The organism is Sphingomonas sp. BL2 (assembly GCF_056680015.1).
Window position 1 is genome coordinate 3350887 of sequence record NZ_CM155261.1, and the last position, 16413, is coordinate 3367299.

Annotated in this window: 15 protein-coding genes; 7 read left to right on the top strand and 8 right to left on the bottom strand. The window is 64.3% G+C overall.

The features are described 5' to 3' along the window. Positions 1-38: 38 nt before the first annotated feature. Positions 39-299 carry a DUF3253 domain-containing protein gene (locus AC1ME3_RS15510; protein ID WP_480953878.1) on the bottom strand — a complete coding sequence of 87 codons (261 nt, stop codon included), beginning with the start codon at positions 297-299 and terminating at the stop codon, positions 39-41. Between the two features lie 90 nt (positions 300-389). Beyond that, on the bottom strand, positions 390-1346 hold the full coding sequence (locus AC1ME3_RS15515; protein ID WP_480953879.1) for an NAD-dependent epimerase/dehydratase family protein: 957 nt from the start codon (positions 1344-1346) through the stop codon (positions 390-392). Positions 1347-1436: 90 nt separating this feature from the next. On the opposite strand from AC1ME3_RS15515, the gene AC1ME3_RS15520 reads away from it, so the two are divergent. The 5 genes from AC1ME3_RS15520 (at position 1437) to rpsU (ending at position 6652) form a co-directional block, all read left to right on the top strand. Next, positions 1437-2324, top strand: coding sequence for a LysR family transcriptional regulator (locus AC1ME3_RS15520; protein ID WP_480953880.1), 888 nt, complete (start codon positions 1437-1439; stop codon positions 2322-2324). 209 nt (positions 2325-2533) lie between these two features. Next, positions 2534-3343 carry an MIP/aquaporin family protein gene (locus tag AC1ME3_RS15525; RefSeq protein ID WP_480953881.1) on the top strand — a complete coding sequence of 270 codons (810 nt, stop codon included), beginning with the start codon at positions 2534-2536 and terminating at the stop codon, positions 3341-3343. Between the two features lie 28 nt (positions 3344-3371). Continuing rightward, positions 3372-4859, top strand: a complete 1488-nt coding sequence (glpK, locus tag AC1ME3_RS15530) for a glycerol kinase GlpK (protein WP_480953882.1) — start codon at positions 3372-3374, stop codon at positions 4857-4859. Next, positions 4856-6355, top strand: coding sequence for a glycerol-3-phosphate dehydrogenase (gene glpD, locus AC1ME3_RS15535; RefSeq protein WP_480953883.1), 1500 nt, complete (start codon positions 4856-4858; stop codon positions 6353-6355). The genes glpK and glpD overlap by 4 nt, the downstream gene beginning before the upstream one ends. A gap of 96 nt (positions 6356-6451) precedes the next feature. After that, entirely contained in the window at positions 6452-6652 is a 201-nt protein-coding gene (gene rpsU, locus AC1ME3_RS15540) for a 30S ribosomal protein S21 (protein ID WP_031393196.1), read from the top strand. A gap of 141 nt (positions 6653-6793) precedes the next feature. Here rpsU and AC1ME3_RS15545 read toward each other — a convergent pair whose 3' ends face one another. From AC1ME3_RS15545 to AC1ME3_RS15555, 3 genes are all read right to left on the bottom strand, one after another. Continuing rightward, positions 6794-7375 carry a substrate-binding domain-containing protein gene (locus tag AC1ME3_RS15545; RefSeq protein ID WP_480953884.1) on the bottom strand — a complete coding sequence of 194 codons (582 nt, stop codon included), beginning with the start codon at positions 7373-7375 and terminating at the stop codon, positions 6794-6796. A 3-nt stretch (positions 7376-7378) separates the two neighbouring features. Next, positions 7379-7831: a helix-turn-helix domain-containing protein gene (locus tag AC1ME3_RS15550; protein WP_480953885.1), complete on the bottom strand. Its 453-nt coding sequence runs from the start codon at positions 7829-7831 to the stop codon at positions 7379-7381. Between the two features lie 265 nt (positions 7832-8096). Continuing rightward, positions 8097-8339, bottom strand: a complete 243-nt coding sequence (locus tag AC1ME3_RS15555) for a tryptophan 7-halogenase (RefSeq protein WP_480953886.1) — start codon at positions 8337-8339, stop codon at positions 8097-8099. Positions 8340-8503: 164 nt separating this feature from the next. Here AC1ME3_RS15555 and AC1ME3_RS15560 point away from each other — a divergent pair, with 164 nt between their 5' ends. Together AC1ME3_RS15560 and AC1ME3_RS15565 are read left to right on the top strand one after the other, a co-directional pair. Beyond that, positions 8504-10573 (top strand): phosphocholine-specific phospholipase C, encoded by a 2070-nt coding sequence (locus tag AC1ME3_RS15560; RefSeq protein ID WP_480953887.1) that lies wholly within the window; start codon positions 8504-8506, stop codon positions 10571-10573. Positions 10574-10641: 68 nt separating this feature from the next. Beyond that, a complete protein-coding gene (locus tag AC1ME3_RS15565; RefSeq protein ID WP_480953888.1) occupies positions 10642-11988 on the top strand; it encodes a POT-type proton-dependent oligopeptide transporter in 1347 nt (448 codons plus the stop codon). Here the strand turns inward: AC1ME3_RS15565 and AC1ME3_RS15570 are convergent. The 3 genes from AC1ME3_RS15570 to AC1ME3_RS15580 all read right to left on the bottom strand — a co-directional run bounded on the left by AC1ME3_RS15570 (position 11964) and on the right by AC1ME3_RS15580 (position 16404). After that, a complete protein-coding gene (locus AC1ME3_RS15570) occupies positions 11964-12734 on the bottom strand; it encodes a DeoR/GlpR family DNA-binding transcription regulator (RefSeq protein WP_480955849.1) in 771 nt (256 codons plus the stop codon). The two genes, AC1ME3_RS15565 and AC1ME3_RS15570, sit on opposite strands and share 25 nt — an antisense overlap. Positions 12735-12800: 66 nt before the next feature. Beyond that, the gene (locus AC1ME3_RS15575; RefSeq protein WP_480953889.1) at positions 12801-15809 is read right to left on the bottom strand and encodes a TonB-dependent receptor; all 3009 of its coding nucleotides are present in this window, start codon (positions 15807-15809) and stop codon (positions 12801-12803) included. 160 nt (positions 15810-15969) lie between these two features. Then, positions 15970-16404: an acyltransferase gene (locus AC1ME3_RS15580; protein ID WP_480953890.1), complete on the bottom strand. Its 435-nt coding sequence runs from the start codon at positions 16402-16404 to the stop codon at positions 15970-15972. Between the last annotated feature and the right edge of the window lie 9 nt (positions 16405-16413).

A 16413-nucleotide genomic window follows, 5' to 3' on the forward strand; every position in this document is an offset into this window, starting at 1 on the left:
TAAGTCGTGTGCATCCGCAGTATCGATGGCATCGACGATCACACGCGGCTGATCCGATAAGGTCCAGCGCGTGACGCGAGCGCCTGGCCATTCCAGCTCAGACGAACGCGACCGTCGATGACCAGTTGATCGATCGCGGCGTGTACGGTCGGCATCATGCCTCGCCAATCCAGCCCCTGCCCGTCCGGACCGGTCGTGGTGGCAAGAACCCGAGCCACTTCACTCGGGCAAACCGTCGCGCCGGGCGCGCGCGCCGCGATAAGCGCGAATACGGCATCATGCGCTTCGGTGGCGGTCATCGTCGTTCTTCGCTCCTGTACTAACACCATGACCCTCCGCCCCTAGCCCCCCATTGCCGAGCAAGTGCCATCCCGCGAATGCCAACGCACCTAGGCCGGCTTCAGGCACCCCATGCTTGCCAGTGTACCGCGAACGGCAAGGTGCAGTGGGGTACTCGGTTCGGATCCCAGTTGCGCGATCAACTTCCCGTTCACCATGCGAACCGGCTGGTCCCAGAGGTACTTCATCTCGATCACCTCGCGCAGCATCGTCACGAACGGTGAAGCCAGTCGCATGATCCACCACGGTGTTCGCCGGACCGGCACCGCCGGGTCGCCCAGCGCGCGGCAAAGCGCGTCGACCATCTGCGTGCCGTCGGGATCCCATACGCCTTCCATGTGGAAGGTCGCGAACGCGTCGAGGCCATCGGTTTCGATCAGGCGCACCATCGTCTCGGCCACATCGGGAAGATAGGCCCATTGATGCCCTACCCCGCGCCGGCCTGGATAGGTGATCGCGGTCGGCCGCTTGCCCGCCGGCACGATCTGGCTGAACCAGGTATTCGCGGCCCCTGGACCGAAAAAGTCGCCGGCACGAACGACGAGTACGCGACCAGTCCCGGTCTCGACGAACGTGCGCAGCCGCCGCTCCATCTCGACGCGAATGGCGCCTTTACGCGTCCGGGGGTTCTGCGGTGCATCTTCCGTGAGTTCGGGGAACGCATCGGGCCCGTAATTATACACGGTGCCCGGCAACAGGATCGTGGCGCCATTGGCACGCGCCGCCGCGATCGTGTTATCGATCATCGGCAGCACCAGTCTGGCCCAGTTGCGATAGCCGGGCGGGTTGACGGCGTGAACGATCAGCGAAACGCCCTTGGCGGCGGCGGCAACATCGCTCGCGATCATCGCGTCCCCCTGGCGCCAGTCGAAGCCGTATTTCCCTGTCACCGCGTCCGGGTTTCGGTGAAGCGCCCTAACCTGCCATCCGCGCGACGCGAGCACCTGTGCGACCGCACTTCCGATTCCACCGGTTGCTCCCAATACCAAAGCGACGTTGCGTTCCATGTCTCGTCTCCGCTGCGTGTGAGGGAGAATTGCAGCGTCACACGGTGAAACGAAATTGCCGATATGTGTGGATCGGCTATACGAAATTGCATGGACAGATCGCCAAGCTGGGATCTCTACCGCACGTTCGAGGCGGTCTTGCGCACGGGCTCCTTATCGCGTGCCGCGCGCATGCTCGGCCTCACGCAACCCAGCGTCTCCCGGCATATCGACGCGCTGGAACATGCTGTCGGACGCGATCTGTTCGTGCGAACACAGCGCGGACTGACACCGACCGCAACCGCGTTGGAACTCAAGCCCTATGCAGACGCACTCGCGGCTACCGCAGCAGCGTTGCTGCGCGCCGCGACAGGACGCGCAGGCGCCGTCGAAGGGACGGTCCGGATCAGCGCAAGCGAGGTTGTCAGCGCCGAACACCTGCCGGCAATGCTGGCACGACTGAGGCTTCGCCATCCTGCGCTGACGTTCGAGATCTCCGCGTCGAACGCCGTCGACGACCTGCTCCAGCGTCAGGCGGACATCGCCGTGCGCATGACCCAACCCGTCCAGCAATCGCTGGTCGCCCAGAAGGTGGCTTCGATCGCCGTCGGCCTTCACGCCCGTGACGACTATCTGGCACGACGCGGTACCCCCGCGACGATGAGCGAACTCGCCGGTCACGACCTGATCGGCTTCGATACCGAAACCCCGGCGATCCGAGCCTTTGCCGAACGATTTCCCGATCTCCGGCGCGGTGCCTTTGCTTTGCGGATCGACAGCGACGTCGCACAGCTTGCCGCGATCCGATCGGGTTTCGGTATTGGCATTTGTCAGGTCCCGATCGCAAAACGCCACCCACACCTCATCCACGTGCTGCCGGATGCCTTCGCGATCGACCTTCCCGTCTGGATCGTGATGCACGAGGATCTTGGCAGCAGCCCGCGCTGCCGCACCGTGTTCGACGCGCTGGTGAGCGAATTCACATCGCTGGCGCGGTGACGTCGCCGTGGCTGTTCTCAGTAGCGAGGCCGGCCCAGGGATGAATTCACGTTACGTCGTCGCACGCTGATGCAAGTATGTCCGCAGCGAACGAGGGACGTCGACGACGTACCTGATTCGGCGTCCAACGAGGAGAGCATAATGTCGATCGACCATGCCAGCCCGGATCGGAACGATCGGCCGTCGATGTCGTCGATCGGGACATGCCGATGACCCCGGAAGCAAAGGTCTATCTCGGCGAGCTCATTTCCGAAGCGGTCGCGATCTGCATCGTCATGACGTTCGGTCTGTCGGTTGCGGCGATGTACACGCTCTACGATCCCAGCCCGTACAAGACGGCCTATTGGGGCGTCTGCATCACCTGGGGCATGGCGGTCTCGATCTCGATCTACGTCACCGGCGCAGTCTCCGGAACGCATGCCAACCCCGGCGTGACGCTCGCGCTGGCGTTGTATCGCGGCTTCCCGTGGAAGAAGGTCCTGCCCTATTGGTGCGCTCAGCTGGTCGGCGCGTTCCTCGGCGCGGCGATCGTCTATGCGCTGTATTACAACGTCATCGATCACTTCAACGCGACGCAGCAGCTGACGCGTGCCGGCGGCGGCGGTGCGGGTATCTTCTTCACCGCGCCGGGTGTCGCGGTGACGACGATGAAGGGCTTCATCGACGAGATCATCCTGACCGCGATCCTGATCTTCGGGATCTTCGCGATCACCGACGAGTTCAACACCATGGCTCCGCAAGCGAACTTCGGGGCGATCGTGATCGGCCTGCTGGTCGCGGTGATCGGCGCGTCGATGGGGTATCTGGAGGCTTGGGCGATCAACCCGGCCCGTGATCTTGGGCCTCGAACCTTCGCTTGGCTGATGGGCTGGGACAAGTCGGCGTTTCCGGGCGTCGGCAACTATTGGTGGGCACCCATTGCGGGTCCGCTGATCGGCGCCGTCATCGGAGGTGGCCTCCAGCATCTGCTGATTCGACCATTCCTGCCGCGCGACAAGCCCGTCGCCGGCCCGCAATGATCCCCGAACTGACGAAGGAGAGTAAGGCGTGACCGACACCATCATCCTGGCAATCGACCAGGGCACGACTTCGACCCGGAGCATGACGTTCGGCACCGACGGCGTCCCCCGCCAGACGGTGCGACGCGAGTTCGCGCAGCATTACCCGCAGTCCGGCTGGGTCGAGCATGATGCCGAGGATATCTGGCGCGATACCGTCGCTACGCTGAAAGAGGCAGCCGACGCAGACGGCGGCAAGGTCGCGGCGATCGGCATCACCAACCAGCGCGAGACGGTGGTGGTCTGGGACCGCGAGACCGGCAAGCCCGTCCACAACGCGATTGTCTGGCAGGATCGCCGTACTGCCAAGCTGTGTGCGGAATTGAAGGCTGACGGCAACGAGTCGCTGGTCCGTGAGCGTACTGGGCTGATCCTCGATCCGTATTTCTCGGGGACGAAGCTCAAATGGATCTTGGACAATGTCGATGGTGTCCGTGCCCGCGCCGACCGGGGCGAATTGGCGTTCGGGACGATCGACAGCTTCCTGCTCTGGCGGCTGACCGGCGGCAAGGCCCACGCGACCGACGCATCGAACGCCTCGCGCACGCTGCTGTTCGATATCCACAAGGGCGCGTGGGACCCGGACATGCTCCGGATGCTCGACATTCCCGAGAGCCTGCTGCCCGAGGTCAAGAACAACAGTACGATCTTCGGCGAGACCACGCCGGACCTGCTCGGCAAGGCGGTTCCGATCGGCGGAATGGCGGGCGACCAGCAGGCGGCGGTGGTCGGCCAGGCGTGCTTCCAGCGCGGCGACGCCAAATCGACCTACGGCACCGGCTGTTTCGTCCTGCTCAACACCGGCAAGGAGGCCGTGACGAGCAAGAACGGCATGCTGACGACGATCGCCTACCAGCTCGACGGGGAGATCACCTATGCGCTCGAAGGATCGATCTTTGTCGCGGGTGCTGCGATCAAGTGGCTGCGTGACGGGCTCGGGCTGATCAATCGGGCCGCCGATACCAACGACATGGCGACCAAGCTTGACGGTAATGGCGGGGTCTACATGGTGCCGGCCTTCGTCGGGCTCGGCGCGCCGCACTGGGACCCGGACGCACGCGCGAGCATCACCGGGCTCACCTTCGCCGCAACCGGATCGCATATCGCCCGCGCCGCACTGGAGTCGGTCGCCTACCAGACCACCGACTTGATGAACGCGATGGTCGCCGACGGTGCGCGCGATGCCCGTCAGATCCGCGTCGATGGTGGCATGGCGGCGAACGACTGGTTCTGCCAGTTTCTCGCCAACATGCTCGATACCGACGTGGTCCGCCCGGCCAATATCGAGACGACGGCCGCAGGGGCCGCGTTCCTCGCCGGCATGGCGGTCGGCATCTGGAACGGTCCGGACGATATCGCCGGAGCCTGGAAGGAGGATCGGACGTTCACCCCGAAGATGAAGACCGACGAGCGGACGGCCCTGATGGCGGGGTGGCAGGACGCGGTCGATCGAACACGTTCGAGGACCAAGGCATGAGCAGTGACACCGGATCGGACAGCAGCCGATCGAACGAGGTAGATCTCCTCGTCATTGGCGGCGGGGTGAACGGCACCGGGATCGCCCGTGATGCCGCCGGCCGCGGATTATCCGTGATGCTGGTCGAGCAGGACGATCTGGCCGCGCATACGTCCTCCGCGAGTTCCAAGCTGATCCACGGTGGCCTGCGCTATCTGGAGATGTACGAGTTCCGGCTGGTCCGAGAGGCCCTTGAGGAACGGGAAAAGCTGCTCGACATCGCGCCGCACCTGATCCGCGGGATGCGGTTCGTCATGCCGCTGGCCGATGGCATGCGCCCGGCGTGGCTGATCCGGATCGGCCTGTTCCTGTACGATCATATCGGTGGCCGCAGCCGACTGCCCAAGTCGATCGGTGTGCGGCTCGACCATACGGCATGGGGCAAGGGACTGAAGCCCGTGAAACGCGGCTTTGTCTATTCCGACGGCTGGGTCGACGATGCGCGTTTGGTCGTGCTGAACGCGGTTGATGCCGCAGAGCGCGGCGCCGACATCCGCACGCACGTGAAGTTCGAAGGGGCGACGCGCGCGGCGGACCGGTGGGTCGCCAAGCTCGGCGACGGCAGCATCGTCCGCGCGCGTGCGATCGCCAACACGTCGGGGCCCTGGGTGGGCAAGGTGCTCGACAATATGCCGGCGGCGCATCACGAGCCCCCGCCGCGACTGGTGAAGGGCAGCCATATCGTCGTGCCGCAACTCTTCGAGGGCGATCACGCGTTTATCTTGCAGAACGACGACAAGCGGGTGATCTTCGCGATTCCCTATCAGGACAATTTCACGCTCGTCGGCACCACCGACAAGCCGTTCGACGGTGATCCCTCGGCGCCGACCATCGACTCGGACGAAACCGAGTATCTTTGCGCCAGCGTGAACCGGTATTTCACGCGCCAGACGACTCCGGCGGACGTCGTGACGAGCTATTCCGGGGTCCGTCCGCTGTTCGACGACGGCAACGCGAACGCGTCCAAGGTCACGCGCGATTACGTCCTCAAGCTTGGTACCGGCGAGGCGCCTCAAATCCTGTCCGCGTTCGGGGGCAAGATCACGACCTATCGACGCCTGTCCGAACACGCGTTGCAGGAGCTTGCGCCATTCCTTCCGACGATGACCGAGGCGTGGACCGACGACGCGCCATTGCCTGGCGGGGATCTGCCCCCGGGCGGGATCTCGGCGTTTGCAAAGACGGTTGGCGAACGCTGGCCATTTCTCGACACCGCGACGGCTGTGCGGATGGCGCACGCGTATGGCACGCGAATCGACGCCGTGCTGGGCGATGCGACCCATGTCGAAGACCTAGGCCACGGCCTCTCGACCCGCGAAGTGGACTATCTGATAGAAAAGGAATGGGCACGCTCCGTCGACGACATCCTGTGGCGACGGACCAAACTGGGCATTCACGGTGGCGAGACGCTACGTGAGGCCGTCACCGGTTATCTCTCGAGGCGAGGACTGGTCTAACGCAACGCGCGATATTTGCGCCTTGGCTTTTGCGGATGCCAGTCATAAAGCAACTCCGACCGCTAAATAACAAAGACAGCCGAGAGCCTCAGTCGAATGCAGATCATCGTCCGTGACAATAATGTTGACCAAGCCCTCCGCGCGCTGAAGAAAAAGCTGCAGCGAGAAGGTGTTTATCGCGAGATGAAGCTGCGTCGGCACTACGAGAAGCCGTCGGAAAAGCGTGCCCGTGAGCACGCCGCCGCAGTGAGTCGCGCCCGCAAGGCCGACCGCAAGCGCGCCGAACGGGACAACTGATCGGTCTAGGGTCGGTATGCCGCCAATCGATCGGTAACCGACCGTAGCCCGCGTGAGATTTGCACGCGCGTATGCAACGCGGAATACAGTGCCGCCGCAGCTTGTTTGAATGCTGCGGCGGCTGCCGTGCGTTCGGGCTACCTAAATGCCTCGGTGGATTGGAGTTGAAGCGGTTGCCCGTTGCTTCTGGACGCGAGGTATCCCCGCAATCAGATCGTGGTTAAACGTCAGCTTCCCATACGCGATGCGGCCGATTACCCTGTCGAGTGATTTTGGGCTATCGACGTTGGCGCGCTGTGGGTGCACCGCCGACCGGCACGCGTTCAGGACCAAGGCAGCAAACCATAAAATGACCCACGACAAGTTTCGCTGGCACGACAACAGGTTGCGCTGGTGCCTCTTCGCCCGCCAGCTCGGCGATGATAATCTCATGGCGCGTACGGCCACATCGGCAATCGGCTGGTCGATTGCGGACAGCGGCGTGTGGGTGAAACGCAGGATCGGCGTACTGTCTAAGCTGACCAGCGACACGTCGTCCGAAATAGCAATTCCCCGCTCGCGACATACTTCCAGCGTCGTCATCGCCAACTGATCGTTGCTGGCGATGATCGCGGTCGGTGGATCGGCGGTATTGAGCAGCGAGATCGCCGCCGCATGTCCCGACCCATAGCCAAAATAGCCGCGCGCAAGCAGGCCGCCGACGCCGAGCCACGCGTTCGCCATTGCCTACCACGAGCCGGTCATCCGCCAGCGCTCAACGCAAAGTCGAACGGACTCGCGGTAAACCGATCCGCTGGTGGCCAAGCGCAACCAGATGCTCGGTTGCAAGCCGCGCCGCGCGCAGTGGATCCAGTCGGTGCCCTGCCATGCCCGCCAGTCCGCGATCGTCCGCTCCCAGTCGTTGCCGCGACGATCCAGGGTAGGAGTGTGATCCGCGCATTCGCTGTGCCGCGATCGACGGGACATAGCCGAGGCGGTCGATCGCCGCTGCACCCGCGCGATCATCTCGGGCCGGACGTCCGTCTCCCGGTTGATGACGCGACTGAGGGTTTGCAGCGACACGCCCACCCCTGGCGCAGCTTGTCGGCGATCGGAAGATGCGCTCGGGAGGATGCCCTGCCCCATGATCACCTGCCCCAACTGTTTTCCGCAAAACAGTCCCTCGTTACGGCGGATCACCGGCCCGTTTCGAGGAACAGATCGATCTTCTGCGCCAGGCTCTTGAGGATCGGCATTGCCGCACACTGCCGCCAGAACGGTGGCAAGTTCCAGGCAATAGGCGTCATAGACTCGTCGTGCCTGCGCGTCCGGCCGTTCAGCCAGAAATGCTATAGGCTGGCGGACCAATAGTCCTTGCCCGTGGTCCCGAACGAAGGGAATAATGATCTCTGCCGTCTTCCCAGCCGTCGAACGGGGTGCCGAGCTTGGATGCCGCCTTCGTCGCCTACATGAAGTCGGCCTCGCCGATCCCTAGCAGCCGGTTGGATGTGACGAGCGGCGGGATGGTGGACTCGCCAAAGTCGACGGTGCCGACCGAATCGGGGTCGACTAGCGTTACCAGCGCCGTGTTGCCCATCGTCCGCGCCATCGCAGCCGCGGCCATCCTGCCCGCGGTACCGCTTCCTGCCATGACGAGCCAACGGGTGGTATGGTCATTGGCGAGGAACAACCAACTGCCCGTCGTCATGTCGAGTATGCAGGCTGCTGGGCAATGTTGGCATAGTGTCTGACCCGGTCACTAATTCCAGATCGCATTCGACGCGTCACATTGCTCGTGTATTGCCGCGTGCGAACAGGGTGCAAAGCTCCTGTCGGAACAGCGCGTCGCGTAGCAATGTTTGGAAGACAAAAATGGCGATTGGTCGAAGGGCGTTCCTGCTTGGTGCATCCGGCGTAGCCGCCACCGCGCAGACGCGCGCAACGAACCGCGTGCATCGGACGGTTACGAACGGCTCGATCATGGACGTCGAACACGTCGTGATCCTGATGCAGGAAAACCGGTCGTTCGATCATTATTTCGGCACGTTGCGCGGCGTGCGCGGCTTTGCGGATCCGCGCCCGGTGACATTGCCCGGCGGCCGATCGGTCTGGGCGCAACGTGGTGCCGACCGTGATGGCGGGCGAATCACCTGGCCGTTCCGGCTCGACTACAACAGCAGCAACGCGCGCTGTTTCACGGGGCTCGACCATAGCTGGAAGGACAGCCAGGCGCGCTGGCGCAACTGGGACGTCTGGGCGGAGCAGAAGGGCCCGCTGACCATGGCGCACCTGACCCGCGCCGACATTCCGTATTATCATGCGCTGGCGGACCAGTTCACGATCTGCGACGGCTATCACTGCTCGCTGCAAGGCCCGACCGGCCCGAACCGGCTCTATCATTTCAGCGGCACGAACGGCCTGAGCGTCGGGCAGGACGGCGTCTATTGCGTCACCAACGGCGGCACCGATGCCAACCCCGGCGCCGACATGGCCAAGGACGACGCGACGCAGGGCCTGCCGTGGCGCACCTATGCAGGTCGACTCGAGGAGGCGGGAATTCCCTGGCGCGTGTACCAGGAGGTTGCCAATTATTCGGACAATCCGCTCGGCTATTTCAGCGAGTTCCGAAAGCTGGACCGGTCGTCGCCGCATTACCGTCGCGGGCGCGCGTACGTCGACTGGATCGACGGCGTGGCACCAGAAGATCCCGAGAAGACGCAGGCCAAGCACCTGATCGCCGCGTTCACCGCGGACGTCGCCGCCGACCGGCTGCCGGCGGTGTCGTGGATCGTGCCGATGATGCAGATGAGCGAGCATCCCGACGCGCCCGTACCGTTCGGCGAGGTCCTGATCAGCAGTGTGGTCGCGGCGCTCGCGTCCAACCCGAAGGTGTGGGCGAAGACCGCGCTGATCCTCAACTATGACGAGAATGACGGCTTCTTCGATCACGTTCCGGCCCCCGTCCCCGCGATCGCACCGCGCTACGGTGCGAGCAACGTCGACGTCCGAAGCGAGACCTATCAGGGCGAGCCGGTCGGCCTGGGGCCGCGGGTGCCGATGACGGTGATCTCGCCGTGGACACGTGGCGGATGGGTCAACTCGCAGTTGTTCGACCATACGTCGGTGCTGCGGTTCCTGGAGAAGCGCTTCGGCGTTGCCGAGCCGAACATCTCGCCGTGGCGGCGAGCGGTGTGCGGCGACCTCACCTCGATCTTCGACTTCGACGTGCCGCACAGCGCACGCCTCGACACACGCTGGGCGGCGGCGCTTCCGTCGGTCGCCGGCTATGTCGAGGAAACCGAGCGACTTTGCGCGACCGCGCCCGCCCCGATCATCGCCAAGGGCAAAGGCGTGCCGGTGCAGGAACCCGGAACCCGGCGCGCGCGGCCGCTGCCGTACCGTTTCGCCGTCGAGCCCGCCTGGTCGGACGCGGCGCTCACGCTGAATTTCGTCAACCAAGGCCCGATCGGGATCGTCTTCGGCGTCCAGGACGAAGTGAATTTTCCCGGTTGGCGCTACTTCACCGTGGCGGCGAACTCCCGTCTGAGCGAGACTTGGCCGATCCAAGCGGACCAGCCGCACGCGCTGGTCGTTCGGGGACCAAACGGATTCCAGCGCGACTATCGCGGCCAGGCGGGGAGCGCAGGGGTCGAAGCAGTGCCGCTATGGCGTGAAGACGGCACGGCCGGCATTTTGCAGCTCTGCAACCGCGGCAATGCGCCGGTGACGATGGCGCTGCACTGCGCGCACAGCGGCGAGCGACGCGAGATCGCGGTCGCTGCCGACGCCACGGCAAAGGTTCCGATCATCTTGGCCGACCATCACTGGTACGACCTGTTGCTGACTTCCGCGAATGGCGTCCGGCTGCGCCTGGCGGGGCATGTCGAGACTGGGCGGCCCGGCATCAGCGAGCCCGCCGCGGCGTTTCCGCACCCCGCCTGAGCCGCTCCTACTGTCATGGCCGTGTCGCGAAGCCTGCCTAGTTGCGGCGCTTGGCAGGGGCGGACGCAATGCGAAGAGACGGCGCGGTAGAAGGCGAGCGCTTGCTGAGCGCGAGCTTTCTGTCGCTCGCGACGATGGAGTTCCTCGAACGCTTCGCCGTCTCGGGCGTGAAGTCGGTCCTGGTACTGATCTTCCTGGACCGGGTGCTCGTCGGCGACGTGTCGCGCGTCGTCGGCGCGACCGCCTTCAGCGAGACCAGCACGGCGATGTTCGGACCCTTGTCCGCCACCGGACTTGCCTCGCAGCTATACGGCTATGCCAATGCGCTGATCTATCTGGCAATACCGATTGGCGGGCTGATCGGTGATGTGGTCGGAAACCGGCGCGCGATGGTCGCGGCAGGCGGTGTCGGGATGCTGCTCGGCCTGACACTGATGCTTGGCGATCCGACATTCCTGGTCGGGCTCGTCCCCTTCGCGATCGGCGCGGGGGTGCTGAAGGGCAACCTGTCCGCACAACTGGGCGCGCTTTTCCAGGACGAAGCGCAGCGCCGACGTGGTTACGCGGTCTATCTCGGCTTTCTCAACGCCGGAGTGATCTGCGGGCCGCTGGTCTGCGGAGCGCTCGCCGCGTTTGCCGGCCAGGACTATGCGATCGGCGCAGCGGCCGCGGCCGTCGCACTGGGGCTGGCGATCTACGCGGTGACCGGCCGTGCGGCGCCAGCAGCCCCTCCCGCGGACTTGGCGGCGTCATCACCCGACCCAGCTCGATCGACCGCGCTGCTCGTCTTCGCGCTGGCCGCGGTGTACCTCTGCTATTCCGCCTATGATCAGCTCGGCAACATCTTCCTGGTCTGGGCGCGGACGCGAGCCGACCGGCATGTCTTCGGCTGGACCATGCCGGTGGCGTGGTTCCTTTCGCTCGACGGTGCCTTCACGCTGGCTTTGATCGCGGTGTCACAGGTCGCGTCGCGGGCGCTGCAACGGCGGGGCATCCGGATCGGCGCGGTGACGCAGATCTTCCTCGGCGGGGTTTTGTGTTCGGCGGGCTATCTGGTCCTCGCGCTGGGAGACGCGACCAGTGGCGGCCACCCGCTCGCGCTGCCCTGGACGCTCGCCTATCTGATCCTCATCGACGGTGCGATCGTGCTGATCTGGCCGTCCGCGCTAAGCCTGATCGCGGGCACCGCACCGCGCCATCTCGTCGGCTTCTGGATGGGGCTGTTCTACCTTCACGGCGTTTTCGCGAGCCTGTGGGCCGGGTTCAGCGGCGTCTTCTACGAGCGGATCGCGAGCCCGCAATTCTGGTTGCTCCACGCCGCCGTCGCAGCCGCCGGCGCGCTGCTGATCCTCGTCGCGGCGCCCCCGCTTATCCGCGCCGGGCGGCGGCGTCAGGCGATCACCACCTCGGCGTGAGCAAAGGCGCGGGCATAGTCGTCTTCCAACGGCTTGTCGGTCACTAGGATGTCGACATCGCTCATCGCCGCCGTCTGGATCAGCGCGTACCGCCCGAACTTCGAAGCATCCGCCGCGAGCAGCACCTGCTTCGACGTGGCATAGGCGATCCGGCTCATCGCCGCTTCGCCCGGATGAAAGTCCATCAGCCCGCGCTCCAGGCTGATGCCGCCGACCGACAGGATCGCCAGATGCGGGGTGAAACCGCGGACATAGTCCTGCGCGACGTGATCGGAGAATGCGCGGTAGTCATAATCCATCTGGCCCCCCGCGAGGAACAGGCGGTTGTTGTTGATCCCGCCCAGATCACTCGCGACGCGCAGCGAGTTGGTGATGACCGTGAGCGAGCGCCGGTCGGCCAGATGCCGCGCGATGAAGCAGCTCGTCGTGCCGGAGTCGATGAACACGATCGCGCCGTCCTGCACGAACTCGGCCGCAGCGCGTGCGACACGGATCTTCGCGTCGGCATTCTCCTCCATGCGCTGGTGCAGCGGCCCCTCGTGCACGGGCGTCGTCATCCGCGCGCCGCCATGCTCGCGGATGATGACGCCGTGATCCTCGAGCGCGCGCAACTCGCGGCGGATCGTCTCGTCGGACACTGCGAGGTCGGCGGCCAGCGCCGTCACCGACAAGGTCCGGCCACCCCGTAGCCGGGCCATGATCTCGCTCTGCCGCTGTGATCGCTTCTCTATCGTGCCCTCCATCATAGGCTTCACCGGTAAACCAGCGTGGGCGAGACATGCTCCATGCCTCGCTCCACGCGCAAGCGATGCCTAGAAGCCGACGACCGCCGTCAACCGCACGGAGCGCGGCGTCTGGTAACTCACCGGTGCGCGGTAGTCGGAATTGGCCGACCCGTCGCTCAACTCGCCGAAGTTGTTGAACGACGTGACCGCCGAGCTGGCGAACAGGTTGAACACGTCCATTCGCAGCGACGCCTGGAGATGCGGGATCGGCAGGTGAACGACCGCGCTGACGTCGACCTGCGCCAACCAGTCGCCGGTGAACGCCGTACCGCGTGGGATCAGCTCGCCTTGGCAGTAATAGCCATAGCCATGATAGGTGTTGGCATAGGCGTCGACCGCGAGCGGAACGGCGCCGATGCAGCTGTAATGCGGGGCCGATTGCACGAGCATGTTGGCGCCGAGGTCGAGGGCTTCGAACAGGCGGTAGCGGCCGTAAGCCTTGAAGCTGTGGCGGCGATCGTTGGGCAGATAGCCATAGGCGCCGTTGACGAACCCTGGTGAATCGAAATCCGCGGTACGGTTGATCGCGAGCTGTCCGTTCTCCGATCGCACGCCGCCTTCGTAATTCCCCTTGTCGAACGCGAGCGTGTATGAGGCGGACAGGCTCCACTTCTCGTCGAAGCTGCGATCGAAGGTGAGCGTCAGCGCGTTGTAGTTGCGGCTCGGTTTTGGATAGCCGAGATCGTCCTTCTTCAGCGTCACGGTCGGGGTCGAGCCGTCAGGCAGCTTGTTGATCTGCGTCGTGATGTCCTTGCCCGGGTTACCGATGACGAACTGGCTGCCGCCTGGATACGCCGACAGACACGCCGCCGCGGTGAAGCCCTTGCCGACGCAATAGGCGCGCGCGCCGGCGTCGATCGAGACGTCCTCGATCACGTTGGTCAGTTCGCGGTGCGTGTAATAGGCGCCGATCCGGATGCGGTCGCTGAACTGGTGCTCGGCACCAATGATAAACTCCCGATCCGACTGGGGCTTGATGTTGCTCGCGATCGCGCCAGCCGGATTGAACGCCGAGCCATCCGCCGAAACTTCGCAATTCTTGATGCCGGTGTCGGGACAGTTCGTGGTGTTGACGACCGACAGAAGCGGCGTGCCGGCGACGGGAACGCTGCCCGCGCCGCTGACGCCATTGAAAAGGTTATAGCGCGTGTACGTCACCAGGCTGCCGGCAACGTTCAGGTTGATGTCCCCCGCCATCGGCAGGAAGTATTTGGAATAGGACCCGAAGATCTTGGTGCGACCGTCGCCGACCGGGTCGAACGCGGCGCCGAGGCGCGGCGCCCATAGGTCGCCCGATTTGAAGAACGATTTCCCGTTCACGCCCTGGTTGCTGAAGCGATCGTTGCGGACGCCCAGATCGAGGCGCAGGCGGTTGTCGAGCAGCGACCATTGGTCCTGCAAATAAAAGGCTTCGTTGCGGACATGCGCGACGCCGCTCTGCTCATAGACACGCGTCGTGTAATATTGCGTGCCGACCGGCGCGCCGATCCTTGCAGCCGACTGGGCCGTGACGTTGAAGATCTTGTAAGCGCCGCCGCCGATCGTCTCGAACGTCTGCGACTGGGTGTTCTTCTCGTGATCATAGCCGAAGCGGACATGGTGCGCGCCGAGCAGCTGGAACTGGAGATCGGCATCGGCGCGGTAGAATTCACGCTGGTTGTCGGTGCTGCTGAACGCGTCCGTCACCTTGTTGGCGCCGATCTGGATACCCGCCGGATCGGTACGGTAATCGATCACCTGCGGGTTGGTGACGTCGAGCGGGACGTTGCCCGAGCGCAGCTTGTTCACGCCGTATGCACCCGACAGCGTCAGCCACGGCGTGAACGTCCCGGTGTAGCGACCGACATAGTTGATCCCGCCCGCCCGCGCATTGGTGCCGCCGGTCTTGTCGCCGAGACGGTGGTCGGTGCGGTCCCAGGCGTAGCTGCGGTTGCGCGTCTCGTTCGTGGTGTCGAAATAGGTGAATTCGAAATGGTGATCGCCATTGATGTAGCCGTCGACCTTGCCGCCCCAGAACGGGCTGGTGTTCGCCACGCCCGTCGCGTTGTTCTGGTTGGCCTGCGGCGTGAGCGTGCGGATTTCGCGCATGTTGTAGAGGCCGTAGACGAACAGATGGTCCCTGATGATCGGGCCGCTCGCCTGGAACACCAGCTCCTTGCGGCTTGCGGTCGCGTTGCGATAATCGACGGTGCGGGTCGACGGCGCGCTGCCGCGAAGATCGTCGGGCTCCCAGATGCCGGTGACGCTCGCGTGATAATCGTTGGTGCCGGACTTGGTGGTGGCGACCACATAGCCGCCGGTCGCGCGACCGAATTCCGCGGGGGCGCCGCCGGTCTTCACTTCGACCGTCTGGTAGAAGTCGAACGGCACTTCGGCCGGCTGCCCGCCCGACACGAAATCGGTCACGTTCAGGCCGTTGATGTAGAACGCGTTTTCGGTGAACGCTGCGCCGCCGATCGACACCTGGTTGGAGAAGCCGCCATTCGACGGCGACGAGCCCTGGACCGCGCCGGGAGTCAGCAACATCACGTCGCGCAAGGTGCGCCCGATCGGCACGCGCGTCGTCAGCGAGCCGAGATTTATCGTGCTGCCGACCGTGGTGTCCTGGAAGTCGGCCGTGCGCTGACGCGTGCCGACGACGACGATGTCGCCGCTCTGCTCGGCCGGAACCAGGCGAAAGCTGTTGGCACCGCCCGTTTCACGGGTTAACGCGATCCCGCGTTCGCTGTAAGTCGCGAAACCCGCCGCTGCGATGGCAACGTCATAGGCGCCAGGCGGAAGCTGCGGGATCGTGTAGGCGCCCGTCGTATCCGTCATGCCCACACGGCTGACGCCACGATCCGAGGACGTGATCTTCACCTCCGCGCCGGCGATTGCGGTTCCGTCCTGAGTTGTGACGCGCCCGGAGGCGGCGATGTTGGTATAATCCTGGGCCTGAGCGGAAACCGTTACCGCCATCACGGCAGAAGCGGTGGAGCCGAGCATCAACAACGCGCGCAAAGCCGCGCGCGACGAGAGTCGCATGGAACGAAGCATCGAAACCCCTTTTGAAATCACAGCGCGCGCTTCCGCGTTGCTGCAAATCCCTTAGGTGGGCGATGTGGATCTTCTGTGACAATTCCACAGATTATTCACGATTCCTGATATTGGAGAGTTTCTGACGAACCGCCTGTTCAATCGCCAGGTCAGTTGGTCCTCAATCGATCTCGAGATCTTTAATGCGGGCAGCATAAGGGGGACAGTAAAGCCCGTTGGGATCGGTGGATATGGCAAGCACTGAGCCAGCGTTGATGACGCAACCTTCGCGTACCGTAACGCCGGGATAGATCGTGACGTTGGCGCCGATCCAGCACCCTCGTTCGATGATGACTGGACGATATCGGTCACCGTCTACGCCACGCCGCCAGACGGAGCGGGTGATGTGGTGCGTGAGAGAAATGATGGTGCACCGGTAGCTGATACGGACCGCCTCGCCGATCTCGACCGTCCCGCCCGCGTCGATCAGTCCTCCGGGACCGACAAACGATCCCTTGCGCAGCGTCAGGAGATGGGGATCGATCACGGTGCAACTGGGATCTATAAAGGATCCTTCCTCCCTTGTGATCAGGCTCATCATGTGGTCGGTCAGCAAAGGCTTCTT

Bases quoted from the DNA above. Each gene is read 5' to 3' on its own strand.
- AC1ME3_RS15510 (WP_480953878.1), bottom strand. From the start codon at position 299: ATGACCGCCACCGAAGCGCATGATGCCGTATTCGCGCTTATCGCGGCG.
- AC1ME3_RS15515 (WP_480953879.1), bottom strand. From the start codon at position 1,346: ATGGAACGCAACGTCGCTTTGGTATTGGGAGCAACCGGTGGAATCGGA.
- AC1ME3_RS15520 (WP_480953880.1), top strand. From the start codon at position 1,437: ATGGACAGATCGCCAAGCTGGGATCTCTACCGCACGTTCGAGGCGGTC.
- AC1ME3_RS15525 (WP_480953881.1), top strand. From the start codon at position 2,534: ATGACCCCGGAAGCAAAGGTCTATCTCGGCGAGCTCATTTCCGAAGCG.
- glpD (WP_480953883.1), top strand. From the start codon at position 4,856: ATGAGCAGTGACACCGGATCGGACAGCAGCCGATCGAACGAGGTAGAT.
- rpsU (WP_031393196.1), top strand. From the start codon at position 6,452: ATGCAGATCATCGTCCGTGACAATAATGTTGACCAAGCCCTCCGCGCG.
- AC1ME3_RS15545 (WP_480953884.1), bottom strand. From the start codon at position 7,375: ATGGCGAACGCGTGGCTCGGCGTCGGCGGCCTGCTTGCGCGCGGCTAT.
- AC1ME3_RS15555 (WP_480953886.1), bottom strand. From the start codon at position 8,339: ATGACGACGGGCAGTTGGTTGTTCCTCGCCAATGACCATACCACCCGT.
- AC1ME3_RS15560 (WP_480953887.1), top strand. From the start codon at position 8,504: ATGGCGATTGGTCGAAGGGCGTTCCTGCTTGGTGCATCCGGCGTAGCC.
- AC1ME3_RS15565 (WP_480953888.1), top strand. From the start codon at position 10,642: ATGCGAAGAGACGGCGCGGTAGAAGGCGAGCGCTTGCTGAGCGCGAGC.
- AC1ME3_RS15570 (WP_480955849.1), bottom strand. From the start codon at position 12,734: ATGATGGAGGGCACGATAGAGAAGCGATCACAGCGGCAGAGCGAGATC.
- AC1ME3_RS15575 (WP_480953889.1), bottom strand. From the start codon at position 15,809: ATGCTTCGTTCCATGCGACTCTCGTCGCGCGCGGCTTTGCGCGCGTTG.